The 20,430-nt window shown below is 33.0% G+C and carries 17 protein-coding genes and 1 rRNA gene; 11 read left to right on the top strand and 7 right to left on the bottom strand.

What is annotated here, in order from left to right; translation table 11 throughout:
* Positions 1-81: 81 nt before the first annotated feature.
* Positions 82-1,836, bottom strand: a complete 1,755-nt coding sequence (gene rho / locus LXH21_RS11185; RefSeq protein ID WP_239865821.1) for a transcription termination factor Rho — start codon at positions 1,834-1,836, stop codon at positions 82-84.
* Positions 1,837-2,020: 184 nt separating this feature from the next.
* Between rho and LXH21_RS11180 the strand changes: the two genes are divergently transcribed.
* The 3 genes from LXH21_RS11180 (at position 2,021) to LXH21_RS11170 (ending at position 5,033) form a co-directional block, all read left to right on the top strand.
* On the top strand, positions 2,021-2,434 hold the full coding sequence (locus tag LXH21_RS11180; protein ID WP_239865819.1) for a DUF4293 domain-containing protein: 414 nt from the start codon (positions 2,021-2,023) through the stop codon (positions 2,432-2,434).
* A gap of 216 nt (positions 2,435-2,650) precedes the next feature.
* Positions 2,651-3,313, top strand: coding sequence for a response regulator transcription factor (locus tag LXH21_RS11175; RefSeq protein ID WP_239865817.1), 663 nt, complete (start codon positions 2,651-2,653; stop codon positions 3,311-3,313).
* Between the two features lie 22 nt (positions 3,314-3,335).
* On the top strand, positions 3,336-5,033 hold the full coding sequence (locus LXH21_RS11170) for a sensor histidine kinase (protein ID WP_239865815.1): 1,698 nt from the start codon (positions 3,336-3,338) through the stop codon (positions 5,031-5,033).
* Between the two features lie 8 nt (positions 5,034-5,041).
* On the opposite strand, the gene LXH21_RS11165 is transcribed toward LXH21_RS11170, so the two are convergent.
* Positions 5,042-5,539 carry a metallophosphoesterase family protein gene (locus tag LXH21_RS11165; RefSeq protein WP_239865813.1) on the bottom strand — a complete coding sequence of 166 codons (498 nt, stop codon included), beginning with the start codon at positions 5,537-5,539 and terminating at the stop codon, positions 5,042-5,044.
* A 274-nt stretch (positions 5,540-5,813) separates the two neighbouring features.
* Between LXH21_RS11165 and truA the strand changes: the two genes are divergently transcribed.
* The 3 genes from truA to lpdA all read left to right on the top strand — a co-directional run bounded on the left by truA (position 5,814) and on the right by lpdA (position 10,154).
* A complete protein-coding gene (gene truA / locus LXH21_RS11160; protein ID WP_239865811.1) occupies positions 5,814-6,584 on the top strand; it encodes a tRNA pseudouridine(38-40) synthase TruA in 771 nt (256 codons plus the stop codon).
* 135 nt (positions 6,585-6,719) lie between these two features.
* Positions 6,720-8,474, top strand: coding sequence for an ABC transporter ATP-binding protein (locus LXH21_RS11155; RefSeq protein ID WP_239865809.1), 1,755 nt, complete (start codon positions 6,720-6,722; stop codon positions 8,472-8,474).
* A gap of 291 nt (positions 8,475-8,765) precedes the next feature.
* Positions 8,766-10,154, top strand: coding sequence for a dihydrolipoyl dehydrogenase (gene lpdA / locus LXH21_RS11150; RefSeq protein WP_239865808.1), 1,389 nt, complete (start codon positions 8,766-8,768; stop codon positions 10,152-10,154).
* A 275-nt stretch (positions 10,155-10,429) separates the two neighbouring features.
* Here lpdA and LXH21_RS11145 read toward each other — a convergent pair whose 3' ends face one another.
* Positions 10,430-10,660 carry a hypothetical protein gene (locus tag LXH21_RS11145; protein WP_239865807.1) on the bottom strand — a complete coding sequence of 77 codons (231 nt, stop codon included), beginning with the start codon at positions 10,658-10,660 and terminating at the stop codon, positions 10,430-10,432.
* Between the two features lie 51 nt (positions 10,661-10,711).
* Positions 10,712-12,091, bottom strand: coding sequence for an MATE family efflux transporter (locus tag LXH21_RS11140; RefSeq protein ID WP_239865806.1), 1,380 nt, complete (start codon positions 12,089-12,091; stop codon positions 10,712-10,714).
* 237 nt (positions 12,092-12,328) lie between these two features.
* Here LXH21_RS11140 and LXH21_RS11135 point away from each other — a divergent pair, with 237 nt between their 5' ends.
* Complete coding sequence (locus LXH21_RS11135) at positions 12,329-12,832, top strand: hypothetical protein (protein ID WP_239865805.1); 504 nt, start codon at positions 12,329-12,331, stop codon at positions 12,830-12,832.
* An 83-nt stretch (positions 12,833-12,915) separates the two neighbouring features.
* Here LXH21_RS11135 and lpxK read toward each other — a convergent pair whose 3' ends face one another.
* Positions 12,916-13,938 carry a tetraacyldisaccharide 4'-kinase gene (gene lpxK, locus LXH21_RS11130; protein WP_239865804.1) on the bottom strand — a complete coding sequence of 341 codons (1,023 nt, stop codon included), beginning with the start codon at positions 13,936-13,938 and terminating at the stop codon, positions 12,916-12,918.
* Between the two features lie 490 nt (positions 13,939-14,428).
* On the opposite strand from lpxK, the gene LXH21_RS11125 reads away from it, so the two are divergent.
* From LXH21_RS11125 to LXH21_RS11110, 4 genes are all read left to right on the top strand, one after another.
* Positions 14,429-15,523, top strand: a complete 1,095-nt coding sequence (locus tag LXH21_RS11125; RefSeq protein ID WP_239865803.1) for a Nif3-like dinuclear metal center hexameric protein — start codon at positions 14,429-14,431, stop codon at positions 15,521-15,523.
* 3 nt (positions 15,524-15,526) lie between these two features.
* A complete protein-coding gene (locus tag LXH21_RS11120) occupies positions 15,527-16,306 on the top strand; it encodes a zinc ribbon domain-containing protein (RefSeq protein ID WP_239865802.1) in 780 nt (259 codons plus the stop codon).
* Positions 16,307-16,349: 43 nt separating this feature from the next.
* Positions 16,350-17,201, top strand: a complete 852-nt coding sequence (locus LXH21_RS11115) for an alpha/beta hydrolase (RefSeq protein WP_239865800.1) — start codon at positions 16,350-16,352, stop codon at positions 17,199-17,201.
* A 320-nt stretch (positions 17,202-17,521) separates the two neighbouring features.
* Complete coding sequence (locus LXH21_RS11110) at positions 17,522-18,448, top strand: magnesium transporter CorA family protein (RefSeq protein ID WP_239865798.1); 927 nt, start codon at positions 17,522-17,524, stop codon at positions 18,446-18,448.
* A 356-nt stretch (positions 18,449-18,804) separates the two neighbouring features.
* Here the strand turns inward: LXH21_RS11110 and rluF are convergent, their stop codons facing one another.
* Positions 18,805-19,617: a 23S rRNA pseudouridine(2604) synthase RluF gene (gene rluF / locus LXH21_RS11105; RefSeq protein ID WP_239865797.1), complete on the bottom strand. Its 813-nt coding sequence runs from the start codon at positions 19,615-19,617 to the stop codon at positions 18,805-18,807.
* A 492-nt stretch (positions 19,618-20,109) separates the two neighbouring features.
* A 5S ribosomal RNA gene (rrf, locus tag LXH21_RS11100) occupies positions 20,110-20,219 on the bottom strand.
* Between the last annotated feature and the right edge of the window lie 211 nt (positions 20,220-20,430).

The following is a 20,430-nucleotide window of genomic DNA, read 5'->3' as shown; positions in this document are numbered from 1 at the left end:
ACGTTAAAATTTAGATATAAAAAATGCCCTCAACTATACAACTAGTTGAGGGCATTTTTATTTTAGAAAAGAATATATATCTTAGTCGTTCATTGAGATTAAGAATTCCTCATTATTTCTAGTTTTTCTAAATCGATCATTTATAAAGCTCATTGCCTCTACAGGATTCATATCAGCAAGGTATTTACGCATAATCCACATTCTTTGAAGGGTATTCTCATCTAGGAGTAAATCGTCTCTCCTTGTACTAGAAGAAGTCAAGTCAATCGCAGGAAAAATACGTTTATTTGCAATTTTACGATCCAATTGTAATTCCATATTTCCAGTACCCTTAAATTCCTCAAAGATAACTTCGTCCATTTTAGAACCTGTCTCTGTCAAAGCAGTTGCTATTATACTTAATGAACCACCGTTTTCGACATTACGCGCAGCACCAAAGAAACGTTTTGGTTTTTGTAATGCATTAGCATCTACACCTCCACTTAATACTTTTCCGGAAGCTGGTTGTACAGTATTATAAGCACGAGCCAAACGAGTAATAGAATCTAGTAGAATTACAACATCATGACCACATTCAACTAACCTCTTCGCTTTTTCAAGTACGATATTAGCAATTTTCACATGTTCTTGAGGTTCTCTATCAAAAGTGGAAGCAATAACTTCACCACGCACACTACGTTGCATATCTGTCACCTCTTCTGGACGCTCATCTATTAATAAAACAATTAAGTAAACTTCTGGATGATTGGCAGCAATTGCGTTTGCAATTTCTTTTAGTAGCATTGTTTTACCCGTCTTAGGTTGGGCTACAATCATACCACGCTGTCCTTTTCCAATTGGAGAGAACAAATCAATAATACGCGTTGAAATTGTACTTTCTCTTTCCGCTAATTTAAATTTTTCTGAAGGAAAAACAGGTGTAAGATGTTCGAATGAAACTCTATCTCTTACTACTTGTGGATCATGACCGTTAATTTTAAGAACACGCACCAAAGGGAAGAATTTTTCACCTTCTTTTGGAGGTCTTACCACTCCTTTTACGGTATCTCCCGTTTTCAGACCAAACAATCTGATTTGTGAGGTTGATAAATAAATATCATCTGGTGAAGCCAAATAATTATAATCAGAAGAGCGTAAGAAACCATAACCATCAGGCATCATTTCTAGTACTCCTTCACTTTCTATAATTCCGTCAAATTCAAAATCTGCATCTCTGAAGTTGTTCTTCTTAGCTTTAAAATTAGGATTTTGATTCTGATTTTGTTTATTGAGTTGATTTGGGTTTATTTTCTTTGCTGGAGGAACCGTTTCTGGTGCTTCAGCTGTTGTAGAATCAACTACTGTATCTTTTTCTTTTCTGGCCGCTGGTGCACTGTCTTTCTCTTTCTTGCTGGCAATCTTCCTTTCATAAGCTGATTTGCTAAACTTTACAATTTTAGGTCCTTTCGTTTCAGTATCAACTTGCTCTTCTGCTGGAGGAGGAGTAGACGTTCTAACTTCTTTTACCTCTACATCAGTAGACTCCACACTTTCCTCAGTGTCAGAAACTTTAGCTTCAGCTACAACTTTTGGTGCATTTTTATGAGTAGGTGTCTTCTTAGCTGGAACAATTCGAGCTCTTTTAGGCTTGTCGTCATCCTCATTATTTACTTCTGTCACTTCTGCTTTAGGCTCAGAAGCTAGATCAACGTTATTTTTGGCAGGTTTTTGTTGCTCTAATATAAGACCGATTAACGTTTCTTTTTTAACGCCATTAAATTTTATAGTCTTAGCCGCTTTTGCGATTTCTTGAAGCTCAGAAAGCTTCATCTGTTTTAATGCAGAAATTTCAAACATGAATGTTCTTTGAATTTAATTAATTGAGAAATACTGAAAAGAATTGATAGTATTTTTTAACATGAATAGACCGCAGTATGAAGTGCTTACGGTATTGTTTTGCAATAATACGAATAAAATCTAATGATACAATAGTATTTTAAAAAAAGAAAATATATTTTTGTAAAACAAATAATGCTTTTTAATGATACAGAGAATTCAAACCATTTATTTATTTCTAGCTTTTGTAGTAACAGGAATTTTACCTTTCATCTTTCCTTTATGGACTGTAAATGACGGAGTAGATTTCTACTTTATGCAAAACCAGGTTTATGTAATACTTTTGGGTTTAAGCACAACACTTAGTGTTGTAGGTATCCTTTCTTATAAAAATAGAAAAAATCAATTTGTCATTGGCAGATTGAACATAATATTAAATTTAATTTTATTAGGATTGTTTGTATATCGTTCACTTAATGTATCTGGAGAAACAGAAATTGTTTCTGAGAAAGGTATTGGGATGTTTCTACCTATTTTTTCTATCGTGTTGTTAGTATTAGCTAACAAGGCCATCAAAAAGGATGAAGATCTTGTAAAATCTGTGGACAGATTGAGGTAAACCTATAAACTTAGTTTATTAGTGCGAAGAAAACCCGAATTTTATATTCGGGTTTTTTTGTGCCCAAAAATAAAAAATACGCAACGAAACATTTCTTTTTTTAAGCAAATACTAGGTCGCTTATTAAAACGCCATTAATTAGACTATGGAAGAGTTATTGTAAATCAGTATTTATAACGTTTTTTTCTGTAAATTTGAAAATTCATCTTTAATCCAATGGAAGGAAAAATACGCATTCATCTTGCCGATGATCATCATGTTTTAATTGACGGCATGAAAACATTACTAAACACTATCTCAAATTTTGAAGTAGTGGGACTTTCATTGGACGGTAATATCCTTTTTGAGGAAGTGACCAAGAACAATACTCAAGTCCTAATTCTTGACATAAGTATGCCTACTAAAGACGGGCTTGAAGTTCTTAAAGAATTCAACAAGAAGGGATTCCCCTGCAAGGTTATCATACTCTCAAGTTATGATGATTTAAAAATCATTAAAGAAGTTATGCGATTGGGCGCATCTGGCTATCTAACTAAGCAATGTGCCGGAGAAAATATAGTTGAAGCTATTCAATCAGTATTTAATGGTGAAGAGTATTTTTGTAAAGTAGTTAGAGAAAAAATATTTCACACAGCTACTCAAAACATACCTAAATTGGTAAAAAGCAAATCTCCTGTAAACTCACTTTTGACAGAAAGAGAAATCGAAATTATAATTTTAATAGCTTTAGAATACAGCGGAAAAGAAATTAGCGAACAATTATATATTAGTACAAATACTGTTGAAACGCACCGAAAAAATATCATTAAAAAACTTAAAGCAAAAAACACCATAAGTATTGTGAAATTTGCGATTAAAAATAATTTAATCAAAGCATAACCCCTACTTTTCACTCACAATTATGAGAACATTACATATTGCTCTAATGTCATTATTTATTTTGGTCAATTGTTTAGGACAGAATGCTTATTCTCAAAACGTTAAACCTACTCGAAAAGAAACCTTAGAACTAGTACGTGAAGCTACGCGAATAATGCATCTGAATAGAAATGAAGAATCTCTCATCATGTCTAGAAAAGCATTGCAATATGCTATCTTAATAAAAGACAATGAATTAATTGCTAACTGCTACAATACTATCGCTGCTAATTTTGATGAGTTAACTGAATTTGAAAAAGCATTTTTTTACTACAAAAAAGGATTACTGTACGCAGAGAAAACAAATAATTACAAATTAAAGAACTGGCTCAATAATAACATTGCTAACATTTATTGCTTCGATAAAAAAGAATATGCAAAAGGTATTGATTATTACAAACAATCTTTAATATATAGTAAAAAAGCCAAGGATACTACACAAATGATTTTTACAAAACTAAATATTACTTGGGCCTATTTCGATATTCAGCAATTTGACGAAGGACTCCCCTATTTGAATTACATTAATAAACACCATCCTAAATTTGGAAATGATTTTACAAAAGTCGCCATAAATATGCTTAATGGGATGTATTTTACCTATGCGAAAGATAGTTTAAATGCCGAGATAAGTTTTCAAAAAGCGATTATGTATGGAAAAAACGGAGACGAAAAATCCGATTTATCATTTACCCATTTAGAGTATTCCAAATTTCTTTACAATAATAAAGACTATGAACATGCCTATCAAAATCTACAAGCTTATAACAAACTTACCGCAGAACTCAACGATGAGGAAAGATTAAAAAAAGCAAACTTAGTCGGTATCAATTTGGAACTTGACGAATACAAGAGGGAAATCGACAATATTGAAAATCGATTTAAAACCAAGGAGCAGTTAATGATTGAGAGTCAAATTAAAAACAAACGTATTAGTGTAATTATTATTTCCTCATTGCTTACCATTATTATCCTGTTTTACTTTTTCTTTCAGAACACTAAACTTAAGCAAAACAATAAATTAAAAGATATCCAGAGTAAAATTCAACGCAACATCATCAATGCCAATATTAACGGTCAGGAGTTTGAACGAAAGAAAATTGCTTCTTTTCTACACGACAATATTAGCGCATTGCTTTCTTCTGCCGATATGCATCTTAGCGTCCTCAATGCCAAAAGTCCTGTGAAATCTGAAGAATTAATCAAGACAAAAAATATTTTAAGAGATGCGCATGATAAGATAAGAGATCTATCCCATGAACTACTTCCTTCCCTCCTAGCTCGTTTCGGGCTATACTTTGCACTTCATGATTTATGCGAAAAGAATTCTAATTCTAGTATTCAATTTGAATACATTAGCACTCAAGACAATTCAAAAAGATATCAGGAAGACTTCGAGTTAAAAATGTATTTCATAATAACTGAATTATTAAATAATGTAACCAAACATAGTAAAGCCAGTAAAGCAAGGTTAAAACTCGAAGAAGAAGATGGTAATTTACTCATACATATCATCGATAACGGAAAAGGATTTGATACTAAAAAATTTAATATAATCGAAGGGTTTGGCCTCAATCAAATTAGAGCTCGAATCAAAAATATGCACGGGAAGTTCAATATTGAGTCTGTAATCAACGCTGGTACCACTATATCAATTAAAGCTCCAATTACTTATAAATAAGTGTAAAATTAAGCTCTTTTTTCGATTTCGATAATCTCCAAATCTTTTATCTTATCTCCATCGATTACAAAACGCAACATAGTTCGCACTTGATGAAAACCACTTTTACCACAAGCTCCAGGATTCATGTGCAGTAAATCAAGCTTTTTATCAAACTGAACTTTTAAAATATGAGAGTGTCCGCAAATAAATAATTTTGGCGGATTCGTTGTTAACTCGTTGCGAATATTAGGATTGTACTTGCCCGGATAACCACCAATGTGCGTAATCCAAACATCCACACCTTCACACATAAAACGGTCATTTAATGGAAATTCTAATCTAGCTGTAGCATCGTCAATATTACCATATACTGCTCGCAAAGGTTTGCGTTTTTTCAAAACATCCGTAACCGCCAAGTCACCGATATCTCCGGCATGCCAGACTTCATCAGCTTGCTCTACATATTTCAAAATCGTATCATCAATATGACTGTGCGTATCCGAAAGCAGTAAAATCTTCTTCATTTTCAATTTTAAAAAGTCAAAGATACAAAGATTAGTAGTAGAAAAACAATCTTTAAGGCTTGCTTCCAATAAACAAATGGGCCCAGTTAACTTTGCAAGTACAGAGCCTTTTTACCTCTATGTGTAGTACTTCTATTTCGCCGCAACCCATTGTCACTATCACTAACGCAGGCCTGTAAACTAAGAATATTTAGCTTTTTGATTAAACTTTTAACCTTTTCACAACACAAAAACTTTGTACCTTTGAGCTTTAGAAATTTGCGATAACAAAGTCTTGAGATATTTTATAAAATTAGCTTATAACGGATCACCTTACCATGGTTGGCAATATCAGCCCAACGCAGCGTCAGTACAAGAAACATTGAACAATGCTGCCTCAGTAATATTAAATACTCCAATCAATGCTATGGGTGCAGGACGTACGGATACCGGTGTACATGCACGTGAAATGTTTGCTCATTTTGATTACAATAAAGAGATCGACATTCCAAAATTAATCTACAAACTCAATTCCCTTCTACCCAAAGACATTGCAATTTATGACATCATTACCGTGGCAGATGAAGCGCATTGTCGCTTCGATGCGACCAAGAGAACGTATCAATATCATATCAATACTGTAAAAGATGTTTTTTTGCAAGATCAAAGTTGGTACCTTAATCAAAGTTTGGACATTGATTTAATGAATGAAGCATCAAAAATTCTTCTTAATCATACCGATTTTCAATGTTTCTCAAAAGTGAATACAGATGTTAACACTTTTGATTGTACCATTTTTGAGGCAAAATGGCAAAAACTGGGAGATCATCTCGTTTTTACTATTTCCGCCAATCGATTTTTGCGTAATATGGTTCGAGCTATTGTAGGAACATTGGTCAATGTAGGGATGAATAAAATAAATCTCGATGATTTTGAGAATATCATAATAAGTAAGAGTAGAGACAAGGCAGGAACTTCGGTACCTGCACACGGACTTTACTTAACCAAAATTGTTTATCCTTACTTGGATGAAAATGCATTTTTGAAAATAAATACCAATCTATAGCCCTGATAGGCGTGGAAATCCTTTTTATCTCTATTTTTTTTGAGATAAAAAGATTGAAACAGATAGCAGGACAAAACGTTAATGAAATAAATCAATAATTAGCTCCAAAAAACACGGAACTAAATAGCATATAAAATGAAAGCAAAAGCATTCGACATACGATTATTCAAAAGAATATTACAATATACCAAACCTTATAAAATGCGCTTTAATGGCGTGGTTGTATTTGCAGTTTCACTATCTATTTTTGCGGCATTGCGTCCGTATTTATTAAAGCAAACGGTAGATGGCTACATTCAAACCGAAGATGCAAATGGACTTTTAGGCTACATAACATTGATGGGAATAGTGTTGCTCTTGGAGGTGTTTTCACAATTCTATTTTGTGTATTGGGCCAACTGGTTGGGGCAAGATATCGTGAAAGATATTCGTATTAAACTTTTCAAACATATTTTGAGTTTTAGAATGAAATACTTTGATTTGGTCCCTGTAGGGCAGCTGGTAACTCGTTCTGTATCTGACATCGAAGCAATTGCGCGTATTTTCAGTCAAGGTCTTTTTATGATCATTAGTGATTTGATGAAGATGGTTGTCGTACTTGGTTTTATGCTCTACATGAATTGGAAACTGACATGGATTGTAATAATTGCTATGCCTATCTTGGTGTTTTTTACTCGTATCTTTCAGCGCAAAATGCAGGTGGCTTTTGAAGAAGTACGTAACGAAATCTCCAACATGAATACTTTTGTACAAGAGCGCGTAACAGGCATGAAGATTGTGCAACTCTTTAACCGCGAAAATATCGAGTCAGAGAAATTCAAAAACATCAATCACAAACATAAAACAGCCTGGATAAAAACCATTTTATATAACTCCATTTTCTTCCCTATAGCTGATATTATTTCATCATTAGCGTTAGGATTTGTAGTGCTTTACGGCGGACTTAAAATCCTTAATGGGGATACATTTACTACTTTTGGAGATCTTTTCTCTTACACTATGTTTATTGGAATGTTATTTAACCCTTTGCGACAAATTGCAGATAAATTTAACGAGATGCAACTGGGTATGATTGCTGCAAATCGTGTGTTCGAAATTTTGGATACGCAAGATCAGACTCAAGATACGGGAACGCTTGAAGCACCGGTTTTCAACGGAAATATTTCGTTTAAAGATGTACGTTTTGGTTATATTCCAAATGAAGAAGTTATTAAAGGAATCAATCTAGAAGTAAATGCTGGTGATACCGTAGCTATTGTAGGTTCTACTGGTGCTGGTAAATCAACGATCATTAATCTACTAAATCGTTTTTACGAAATTAATGAAGGATCTATTTTTATCGATAATAGAAATATAGAAAACTATACATTAAGTTCTTTACGCAAGCAAATTGCTGTTGTTCTGCAAGATGTATTCTTGTTTGCAGATACAATTTACAACAATATCACTCTTAACAATCCCGAGATTACTAGAGATGATGTGTATAAAGCAGCCAAGGAAATTGGAGTACACGAATTTATTATGAGTCTTCCTGATAATTACGATTTTGATGTAAAAGAGAGAGGCGTAATGTTATCGTCGGGGCAACGCCAATTGATTGCGTTCTTGCGCGCTTATGTAAGTAATCCTAGTATCTTAATTTTAGATGAGGCAACTTCATCGATAGATACTTATTCTGAAGAATTGATTCAGCGTGCAACGGAAACTATTACAAAAGGCAGAACATCAATTGTAATTGCACACCGTCTCGCAACCATAGTTAATGCTGATAAAATTGTTGTAATGGATCAGGGTTTGATTGTAGAACAAGGTACACACCAAGAATTAATAGAAAAAGCAACTGGTTATTACAAGAACTTATATGACTCTCAATTTACAGTAGCCAATTAGATTAAATGAAGTGCTTTTACAAATCATAAAACATCATACTAATTGTCACACTAAAGTGATTAATCCATTCTTTTAAAAATTTGAAAGCGATAGCATGAAACGTATAAATTTCACTTTCCTAACAATCTCTGTGAAATAACCCTTTATATTAGTAATTCAATAAAGTTTTAAATCATCTTTTAAAATAAATCCGTAATTTCGCAATTGCGATTCAATTGTTATTATGAAATTCAAAAATCAGTTGACTTAGCAAGTTGATCTTTAGCATTAAAATATAAAATAGCAAAAAAAATGAAGTACGACATCATAGTTTTAGGAAGCGGTCCTGGGGGATATGTAACAGCCATTAGAGCGTCACAGTTAGGTTTTAAAGTAGCTGTAATTGAGAAAGAAAGTCTTGGAGGGATTTGTTTGAACTGGGGTTGTATCCCAACAAAAGCATTATTAAAATCTGCTCAAGTATTTGATTACTTAAAACACGCTTCTGATTACGGTTTGACTGTATCTTCTTTTGACAAAGACTTTCCTGCCGTTATTCAACGTAGTCGTGGTGTTGCCTCGGGAATGAGTAAAGGAGTTACTTTCTTGATGAAGAAAAACAAAATTGATGTTATACTCGGTTTTGGAAAAATCAAACCAGGTAAAAAAATTGATGTTACTGATAAAGATAATAAAGTAACTGAATACAGTGCTGACCATATAATTATTGCTACAGGAGCTCGCTCTCGTGAGTTGCCAAACTTGCCTCAAGATGGTGAAAAAGTAATTGGTTACCGTCAAGCAATGTCATTACCAAAACAACCTGAGTCTATGATTGTTGTAGGTTCTGGTGCAATTGGAGTTGAATTTGCTCATTTTTACAATTCAATGGGAACTAAAGTGACTATTGTAGAATTCATGCCAAATGTTGTTCCTGTTGAAGATGAAGATATTTCTAAGCAAATGGAGAAATCTTTGAAAAAATCTGGAATTGATGTAATGGTTAACTCTTCTGTTGAGCGCATTGACACAACTGGAAAAGGAGTTAAAGCCTTTGTTAAAACGGCTAAAGGTGAAGTAGTTCTTGAAGCTGACATTTTATTGTCTGCTGTAGGAATCAAAACAAACATCGAAAATATTGGACTTGAAGAAGTAGGTATTGTAACCGATAGAGATAAAATCTTGGTAAACGCATACAACGTTACAAATATCCCAGGTTATTATGCAATTGGTGATGTAACGCCAGGGCAAGCTTTAGCTCACGTTGCTTCTGCAGAAGGAATCAACTGTGTAGAGAAAATTGCTGGAATGCATGTAGATCCAATCGACTACGGAAACGTACCGGGATGTACTTATGCTACTCCAGAAATTGCTTCAGTTGGTATGACTGAAAAACAAGCAAAAGAAAAAGGATACGACTTAAAAATTGGTAAGTTCCCATTCTCAGCTTCTGGAAAAGCGCAAGCTTCTGGAAATTCTGACGGATTTGTAAAAGTTATCTTTGATGCTAAATACGGAGAATGGTTAGGATGCCACATGATTGGTGCTGGTGTTACAGATATGATCGCAGAAGCAGTCGTAGCACGTAAGCTAGAAACTACTGGTCATGAAATATTAAAATCTATTCACCCTCACCCAACAATGAGTGAAGCGGTTATGGAAGCTGTTGCAGATGCTTACGGAGAAGTAATTCACTTATAAGATCATCTCTTTTAAATATATAAAAATCCGATTTACGAAAGTGAATCGGATTTTTTTTTGCGCTTTAATTCACCATCAACAATTAAAGTCAACAACTCTCCCCGCGACTTCTTTCATTTGAAGAAAAATTAAATAAGTAACTAAATATACTAAAAACAATATTGACCAATATCCTGCGTAGATAAGGCTATAGTGAACTAATTCCTCACGAGAAATAAACGAAAAAAGCACAAACCATTTCCGATTTGTGCTTTCTTTTTTTCTTGAATAATTTACTACTCTTTCTCGTAGCGTTCCATCTCACGGTCATAGAATGAATTTGCAGCTTCGATTAAGCCTTCCATTTCTACATTTAATTCCGCTTCGTCAAGATCTTCTGCTTCTTCTATAAATTCTACTTCATCATCTTTTAAGTTAATAATGAATCGTGGATAATCTAAGTGAATGATAAAAATATCTTCTGGACAATCTGTATTGTCACCTAATAAAAATTTTGGTAATTCCATTATCAGCGTTATAAGTTATGTATTAATATTTTTAATTTAAAAAGCAGCTTATTAATCGTATTGATTTGTAATCAATTTTTTAGTTAAATAATTAAAGCGAAGATACAAAAATATAGCCGCAGTTGTTAAACCCGCCAAAAGTCCAATCCATATACCAGCTGCCTTTAAGTCTGTAAACAATCCCAACCAGATACAAACGGGAAAACCAACTACCCAATAGGCAATAAAAGTAATATACATCGGGATTTTTACATCTTGTAGGCCACGTAAAGCGCCAAGCATCACCACTTGTATTCCATCAGATATCTGAAATATAGCTGCAACAAGCAAAAGCTGAGAAGCTATTTTCACCACCTCAGTATTTTTTACTAAATCAGCCAAATTATTTTGGTCAATAAACCATAATGGTAAGTAATCGTGAAATAATATAAATACGATTGCAAATACTATTTCGAGTAAAATAGCCAGCAGAAATATTGAAAGTGCTGCAATTCTAAGTTTCTTATAATCTCCCAAACCTTTTTGATTCCCTACACGTATCGTTGCTGCAACACTTAATCCCATTGCAAACATAAAAGTAAACGAAGCTAGGCTTAGTGCAATCTGATTAGCAGCTTGATTCGCTATCCCCAATCGACCAGAGAGCCATACTGCTCCAGTAAACAAACCTACTTCAAAAAACATTTGCATCGCTGAAGGTGCACCGAGCTTTACAATTTCTATGTTAATAGACCTTTGAATTTTCTTTATCGAAAAACCTTCAAAAAATGGATGAAATTTTACGTTCTTCTTCATTTTATAATGCATATATCCTAGCATCACAAATCTAGAAACTAAGGTTCCTACTGCGGCACCTATGAAACCCATTTCTGGAAAAATCCAAATACCATAAATAAGCACATAATTAAGAACAATATTAACAACATTACCCAGAAGTGTTGCCCACATTGAATATTTTGTTTCACTCATTCCATCTGCAAATTGTTTATACCCTTGGAAAATAATTAATGGCACTAGAGAAAAGGCCACAATATCCATAAAGGGGCGAGCCAATGCCACTACATTATCTGGCTGTCCCATCATCCCAATAAATGGCTTAGCTATTAAAATAACTCCAAAAAGTAATAACCCCAATATTGTGCACAAATACAGTCCGTGATGAAAAGCATTTCTCCCCGCTGGAATATCTTTTTTACCATCTGCTGAAGCTGCCATAGGGGTAATCGCAGTAGAGAAACCTATTCCTAATGACATTGCTACAAAAACCAAACTATTAGCCAGAGATGCGGCGGCTAATTCCGTAGGGCCAATACGCCCCACCATCACATTGTCGACAATACCAACAATGGTATGCCCTAGCATACCTATAATAATAGGGTAGGCCAATTTAAAATTATATGAGAATTCTTTAGTGTAAATTGATAAAGTCACTTGTGATTTTTTTTGAGTTTGCAAAGGTAAGTAGATGCTTTTAATTTATTCAAGTTTGAACCATTTTATAAGTCAACATGAGCAATCATTCTTACAATCTATAAATTCTATAACAATTCTAATAAATCGTATAACATTACGTTTAATCAAAGCAATACTTTTGTTGACACATTATTGACTGTGGCATCAATATTGTTAACAAGGATTAAAATTATTATTAAATTAAAAATTATTAAAATGACGTCAAAAATCAAAAACCTAGTTTTATTAGCATGCGTACTATTTATGAGTGCTACAACATTTGCACAAAAAAAATCGAATTATGATCAAAACTTCCGTTTAGGATTTGGTTTGAATGTAGGAGCACCAACAGATGAAGATTTTTACAACTATGCTGTGGGAGCAGACGCAAGGTTACAATACGATTTATCAAAACAAACTTCTTTGATTTTGACTACAGGATTCACAAATCTTTTTATAAGCAATGATCGTCCTGATCTTGGTATAATACCTGTAAAAGCTGGTTTCAAAGCTTTTGTATGGGAAGATCGTTTTTACGTTTTGGGTGAAGTTGGTGGAGCTTTTGCTGTAACTAACAAGTCAAACCAGCACACTTACCTGTATGCTCCAGGAATTGGATATGCTACAAAATATGTTGATGTGAGTGTAAGATATGAAGGATATACTGAATACGACACCAATCAAATTGCATTACGTTTGGCTTACGGTTTTAAATTGTAGTAACAAACAAATATTGATATTCTCAATGTAAAATAAAAAAATCAACCTTATCCATTAGTGATAAGGTTGATTTTTTATTTAAATTACTTTTTTAAATATCGTTTAACATATGTCTTAATAGTATTTTCAAATTTTTCTGCATCTGCCAACAGTACGGTTTGAATAGGTAAATAATAGAGTTGATCTTTGAGAATACTATCTTTTAGTCGAACATAATCCTTTTCAGTAGTAATAATCAGCCTGCCACCTGCTTTTGATTGAATTGAGAGTAAATCTTGATCTGAAAAATTATGGTGATCGGAATAGGTCAAACAGATATCATCCTCCCTCTTTAAATAATCGAAGAAAGGTTTTGGATTTGCAATACCAGCTAGCAAAACTTTTTCAACACTTTCTAGCGAAGCAACAGTCAATTGTCTTGAAGCATTAAAAACTTCAGTACCATATTTTATACTTGAAAAATACAGTTCTTGCTTCTGATTCAAATTCAACTTATCTGCAATATTTTCTTGCTCCTTTCTTGAAAGTAATGGCGGACATTTAGTTACAATAATAATCTTGGCTCTTCTATCACCAGAACAACTTTCTCTTAAATTACCCATCGGCAATATGAAATCATCAACATATAAATTACCAAATGAGGTGAGTAAAATGTATAGCCCTGCCTTCACCTTCCTGTGCTGATAGGCGTCATCTAACAATATAATTTCGGGAATACTGTTTTGAATTAGCAATTGTCGTATTCCGTTTGAGCGATCAACATCTACTGCAACTTGAATTTTTGGGAATTTTTTATAGTATTGAAAAGGTTCATCACCCATCGTCACTGCATTTGACGTTTCATCTGCTAAAATAAATCCCTCAGACTGCCTTTTATAACCACGACTTAATGTGGCAACTTTATAATTATCACAGAGAATACGAACTAAATATTCAATCTGAGGTGTTTTACCCGTACCACCTACACTTAAATTGCCTACCGCAATAATTGGTAAACTGAATGAATTTGATTTTAATATTTCTTTGTCAAAAAGAAAATTTCGAATGGCTAATATTACTCCATATAATAGGGAAAAAGGAAAAAGTAATTTGCGAACTGTTTTCATATTTATAACTCGAATAAAAGCCTTTGTAATAGCACTGTGAACAATGACTCCTTTTAGATCAAAACAAACACGAGTTTTACCTAATAGTTTATAATTGTTATGGTAATCACGGTTGATTGTCAATCGCAAATATACAAAATTAAAGCAATGCGTCTCCCCAGCTATTATATCCTAGTTTAATCAATCAACTAAATCTCGTACTTACAAGAATATTTTTTTTAAAATATTAAACCTCGAAATCTTATTACTTTAAATTAATTTATATTTGAAGTTATAAATTGATTTTACGGTTAAATATTAACGCAATTATTTAGATATAAAAATCAAATAAAATGGTAATCACTAATGTGCGTGAAGGATTGGAGCAGAAATCCTTTTTTGAGATGTTACCTCAAAAAAGATTGTAGCGAAAAGCCTGCTCTAATATAGCTGGAAGGAACGACCTGTCTATATTAGGACACGCCCAAAACTTTAAATTAAAACTTATATTTTGAAAATAAATGAAATTCTTTCCGTCCTCGAAGAAATGGCTCCATTAGGATACGCCGAAGATTTTGATAATGTAGGCCTGCTGGTTGGTGACATAAATGCTGAAGCAACTGGAGTTTTGGTTTGTCATGACGCCCTTGAAAGTGTGATAGAAGAAGCGATACGTAAGAACTGTAATCTCGTTGCATGCTTTCACCCCATTCTATTTTCCGGACTGAAAAATATTACCGGTAAAAATTATGTAGAAAGAGCTGTATTAAAAGCTATAAAAAATGATATAGCAATTTACGCCATTCATACTGCTCTTGACAACCACCAGGATGGTGTCAACAAAATATTCTGCAATGTACTAGGCTTAAAGAATACAAAAGTACTGATTCCGAAAACGAACTTTATACGTAAATTAGTAACCTACACAATTCCAGAAAATGCTGCAAAGGTGAGAACTGCCTTATTTGATGCTGGAGCAGGCAATATCGGAAATTATGATAATTGTAGTTTCAATAGTAGTGGTATAGGTACTTACATGGGGAACGCGGATAGCAACCCACAGATCGGTGCACAATTTGAATTTATAGAAAGTAACGAAATTAAAATTGAAGTAACTTTTGAAAAACATTTAGAAAGTAAAATTTTAAAAGCTCTATTTTCCAATCATATCTATGAAGAAGTAGCTTATGAATTGTACGATATTTTAAATACGCACCAAAATATTGGTTTGGGAATGGTTGGTGATTTGGAAAAACCAATGAAGGAAGAAGAGTTTATGTTAATGGTTAAAGATAAAATGAAAGCAGATGGCATTAGACATTCGGCCTATTTAGGCAAGGAAATTAAAAAAGTAGCCGTCCTTGGAGGTTCGGGTAGCTATGCAATAAAAAATGCAATTAATTCGGGTGCCGATGCTTTTTTGACTGCCGATTTGAAGTACCATCAGTTTTATGAAGCTGAAAATCAACTTATTTTGGCAGATATTGGACATTTTGAATCAGAACGCTATACAAAAAACTATATTGTTGACTATCTTACGAAAAAAATACTTAATTTTGCAATCATTTTATCTGAAGAAAATACAAATCCAGTTAAGTACCTATAGAATATGACGAATACGAAAGAATTAAGCGTTGAGGAAAAGTTAAGAGCGATTTATGATTTACAATTAATCGACACCAGAATTGACGAAATTAGAAACGTGAGAGGAGAACTTCCTTTAGAAGTAGAGGATTTAGAAGATGAAGTAGCAGGCTTAAGTACACGTTCTGAAAAATTAAGAAGCGATCTTGAGACTATTGAAGATCAAATCAAAGCGAAAAAAAATGCTATAGATGAGCACAAAGAGTCTATAAAAAAATACACAAAACAACAAGAAACTGTTCGTAACAACAGAGAATTCAATTCTTTAACTAAAGAAGTAGAGTTTCAAGAACTTGAAATTCAATTAGCTGAAAAGCAAATTAAAGAAATGAAAGCTTCGATCGAACACAAAAAAGAGGTTATTTCTCAGTCTAAAGAGAGATTGGAATTAAAATCAAACCACTTAAAACACAAAAAAGCAGAACTAGAAGATATTTTATCTGAAACTGCTAAAGAAGAAACTTTCTTAACTGAAAAATCTGCAGAATACAGAGGTACTATCGAAGACCGTTTATTGGCTGCTTACGATAGAATTCGTTCTAGTGTACGTAACGGACTGGCTGTAGTTTCTATCGAAAGAGGAGCATCTGCTGGATCTTTCTTTACTATACCTCCACAAACTCAAGTTGAGATTGCTTCGAGAAAGAAAATTATAACTGATGAACACTCTGGAAGAATCTTAGTAGATAGCTCACTAGCTGAAGAAGAAAAAGAAAAAATGGAAAATTTATTTTCTACTTTCTAAAAACAATACGAGCCACGCCAACAAGCGTGGCTTTCTTTTATATATGAAAAAAGCTTTTTATCTTATCTTCACCAAATCTGTTGGTATATATCTCAATCTATTGAGTTTTGCTTCTATCGAAAAAGCAAATTTAATGGCTTTCTCTCTGTTTAGCCAACCTAGAAAAGGAAAGATCTTATCTGGTAAAATGCCAAAGACGCTAGAGAAAGCAGTTCATAAAAAGATAAAACATAACGGAGAAGAAATAGCCACATATATATGGGAAGGTAATGAAACAATCATTTTACTTATTCATGGTTGGGAGAGTAATTCATCAAGGTGGAAGAAAACACTTCCGTACTTACAAGCAACAGGAAGTACTATAATAGCCTTGGATGCACCAGCGCACGGATTATCAAGTGGTAAGGAATTTACGATTCCAAAATATGCAGAATGGATTGATATAGTAGTAAAAGAATACAAACCTAAATTTCTAATAGGTCACTCCTTTGGTGGACAAACCTGTTTGTATTACCAATCGCATTATCAGAGCACCTCTATTGAAAAAATAGTAATTTTAGGAGCTCCTAACGATTTTAAAACGATACTACATAATTACACAAGTCTATTAAAACTTAATGATAAAATTACTAAATCTTTAGAGAATAAGTATACACAGATATTCCAAAGAGAACTAAGTGATTTTACGGGACAAAATTTTGCTGCTACAGTTAAAACGAAGGGACTTATAGTGCATGACATTGACGATACCGTAGTTCTATTTGAGCAAAGTAAAACAATTGCGTCCGCATGGAAAAATGCTGCATTTATTGAAACCAAAGGCTTAGGTCACGGATTACATGATGAAATTCTCTATACCCAAGTTATTTCATTTTTATTTGATGACCAACAATAATATACATATTTAAAACTAGTCGATGGTACAGAAATTTATTTTGAAAGTTTTAAATTTATTGAGCATCATATAAATGGCAGCGATGCGAATTACTATCATTTCCAGTAAAATGTACCCTATTACGATAATTGGAAGTCTATTCTATAAAACATAGATATTAAGTTAATAAAATTCCAAAAATGATGTTTCCTTTCGAATAAAGAATACTTTTGCATCTGTTTAAAACAATTACTACGATGGACGATTACCATAGGCAGCTATTAAATTAAATTAGCTCTTGATTAATTTCAAGATGCTATTTTACAATACATAATTTTGAAATGAGAGTTTTTTATAAAAATAATATAGGCTTAATTGCTACACCTAATTGGGAACCTAATTGTTGGATAAACGTCGAAAGTCCAACTCCAGAAGAAAAGAATTACTTAATAGAAGAGCTTCAATTTCCTGAATCATTTTATAATGATATAAATGATGTTGATGAACGGCCACGTATTGAAATCGAAAATGGTTGGTGTCTTATACTTATGCGTATTCCGATTAAAAGTAATGATGTAAAATTACCTTTTCATACTATACCAGTAGGTATTGTATTTAAGGATGATATATTTGTAACCCTCAGTTTTCAAAAAACAGAAATGCTTTCTGATTTCGTATTGTATACCAACAAAAAGAAAATCACTATCAAAGATCATTTTGACTTAGTACTTAGATTATTACTTTCTTCTAGTATATGGTACCTCAAGTACTTAAAACAGGTCAATCAAAAAATCAAACTAGCAGAGGACAACTTAGAGAAATCTATTAAAAATAAGGAACTACAAGCCTTGTTACAGATCGAAAAATGTTTAGTCTTTTTTATGACTTCTTTAAAAGGCAATGATATACTTCTACACCGAATACGTAACTTAAAATCAATAAAGGTTGTTCTAGATGCAGAACTGTTAGAGGATGTCGAAATAGAACTTCGACAAGCTCAAGAGACGACTAATATTTATAGTGACATTTTAACTGGAACAATGGATGCTTATGCCTCTGTAATTTCAAACAATATGAATACAATCATGAAGCAAATGACTTCAATTTCTATTATTTTAATGATACCAACAGTAATAGCGAGCTTTTATGGTATGAATGTACCAAATACATTGCAAGAAAATCCATTTGGCTTATGGATCATAGTTTTAATATCGGTTGTTTTCTCCATTTTAGGAGTATTTCTTTTTAAAAGAAAACAATGGTTTTAACAATGGGCAATCAATAAACATACTTTATACCCAAAATACTCTACCTTATAACATCAATTTTATTAAGGTCAAATTTCTAGCGTAGTTTTATACTACCCTAATAATTTGAACATGAAAAACCAATTTAAATTACTTCAAAACGCTTACAGCGAAATCATTACTATTAAATCTTTTAATTTAATAATAACAACAGTCTTAGTGCTCACATTTTTTATACTATCGATTGATTTTTTAATTAGAAGCTAGTAACCTTACAGTACGTCTTAATTGAATAACGTAAAAACTTTAATGTATACTACATAAAAGTCCAAACTAAATTTGAATATAAGATTACAAGCTGAAATAGTCAAGAAAAATTAATAATCACCTCGTTTTCTAAATTTAGGATCATTTCTATTTATGAATTCTGTTCTTCTACTTGTCGGATCGCTTTTAGGTAAACTAGCTTCTTCTGTTTTACTCGAAGGAGCTATTAACATATTCAGTTCGTTAATCTCAAATTCAGTTAAATCGCGAAAACGACCGAGCGGCACATCTAGTGATATGTTGATAATACGAATACGTTTTAAAGCGGTTACATCATAACCTAAATATTCAGTCATTCTACGGATTTGTCGATTTAGACCTTGAGTTAAAACGATTTTAAAAATATATTTAGATATTTGTTCCACCTTACATTTTCTAGTTACCGTATCTAGTATGGGAATACCATTTGCCATACGTTCTATAAATCGATCGGTGATGGGTTTATTTACGGTCACAGTATATTCCTTTTCGTGATTATTTCGAGCACGAAGAATTTTATTTACAATATCACCGTCGTTAGTCATAAATATCAAACCTTCACTTGCTTTATCCAATCGACCTATAGGAAAAATTCGCTTGGGATAATTAATATAATCCACAATATTATTATGTACATCTAAATTAGTTGTACACTCAATACCTACAGGTTTATTAAACGCTAAATAAACTGGCTTCTCTCTACTTTCACGAATTAGTTTACCATCGATGCGCACTTCGTCAACAGGACTTACTTTTGTACCCAGTTCCGGAACGATTCCATTAATTGTGACCCTTCCTTGCTCGATGTACTTATCAGCTTCTCTACGAGAACAAAACCCAGTTTCTCCAATAAATTTATTGAGTCGTTTTAAATTGTCTTCCATAATGCAAAAATAACAAAATTAAACCAAAGTTAAAGATAATAAGACTTGATCTATTTAGATTAAAAGTGATTCGGAGGAGGATATATTCATCTTAAAATAGCATTACATTTATAAAGGTGGCGAAAATCAGTATAATTCAGTTAGAATGTCATGGGATATAATTAGAATAACTATAAAAATCATGACCAATCCTAAAAACAGGATAATATAAAGAGATATCATTAAATAAATAAAATCAAGTAGCTAGGCTAAATTATAACAAAATGAATGAACCTCTTGTTTCAGAGTATGAGTATCTTATAAGAGCGGTAACAGTTGAAACTTACCAGCGATGTTTATGAAATTATTTAAAGACGTTGACTTATTTTATGACCTTAGCAAAGCTTTTATGATCCGGTTTCTCGATAAAAATACTTTTATGTATCGCTATTTTAGCACGGGACAATTAAACAAAAAAAAACCCTTATCCGATTAGGATAAGGGTTTTTAAAAGAAAGGCGACGACATACTCTCCCACATAACTGCAGTACCATCTGCGCAGGCGGGCTTAACTACTCTGTTCGGGATGGGAAGAGGTGAGCCCCGCCGCAATAACCACCTTAAGGTCGTTTTGCAATGGGTAAATTAGCTTATGCTAATCAACATTACATAATATCTTAACATACTGAGATAAAGAAAAAAGTATTAATTTTGACTTGCCCTGAGCCAAGTCGAAGGGAGAAAGTTTCTTCCCGAGTCTTGCGACTCGGGAAAAGGGTGTACATAAGCTTACGGATTATTAGTACTACTCGACTATGACATTACTGCCTTTAC

The sequence above is a fragment of the Flavobacterium algicola genome (genome assembly GCF_022399565.1).
Lineage (GTDB): Bacteria > Bacteroidota > Bacteroidia > Flavobacteriales > Flavobacteriaceae > Flavobacterium > Flavobacterium algicola.
This window is presented reverse-complemented; position numbering and strand designations above follow the sequence as displayed.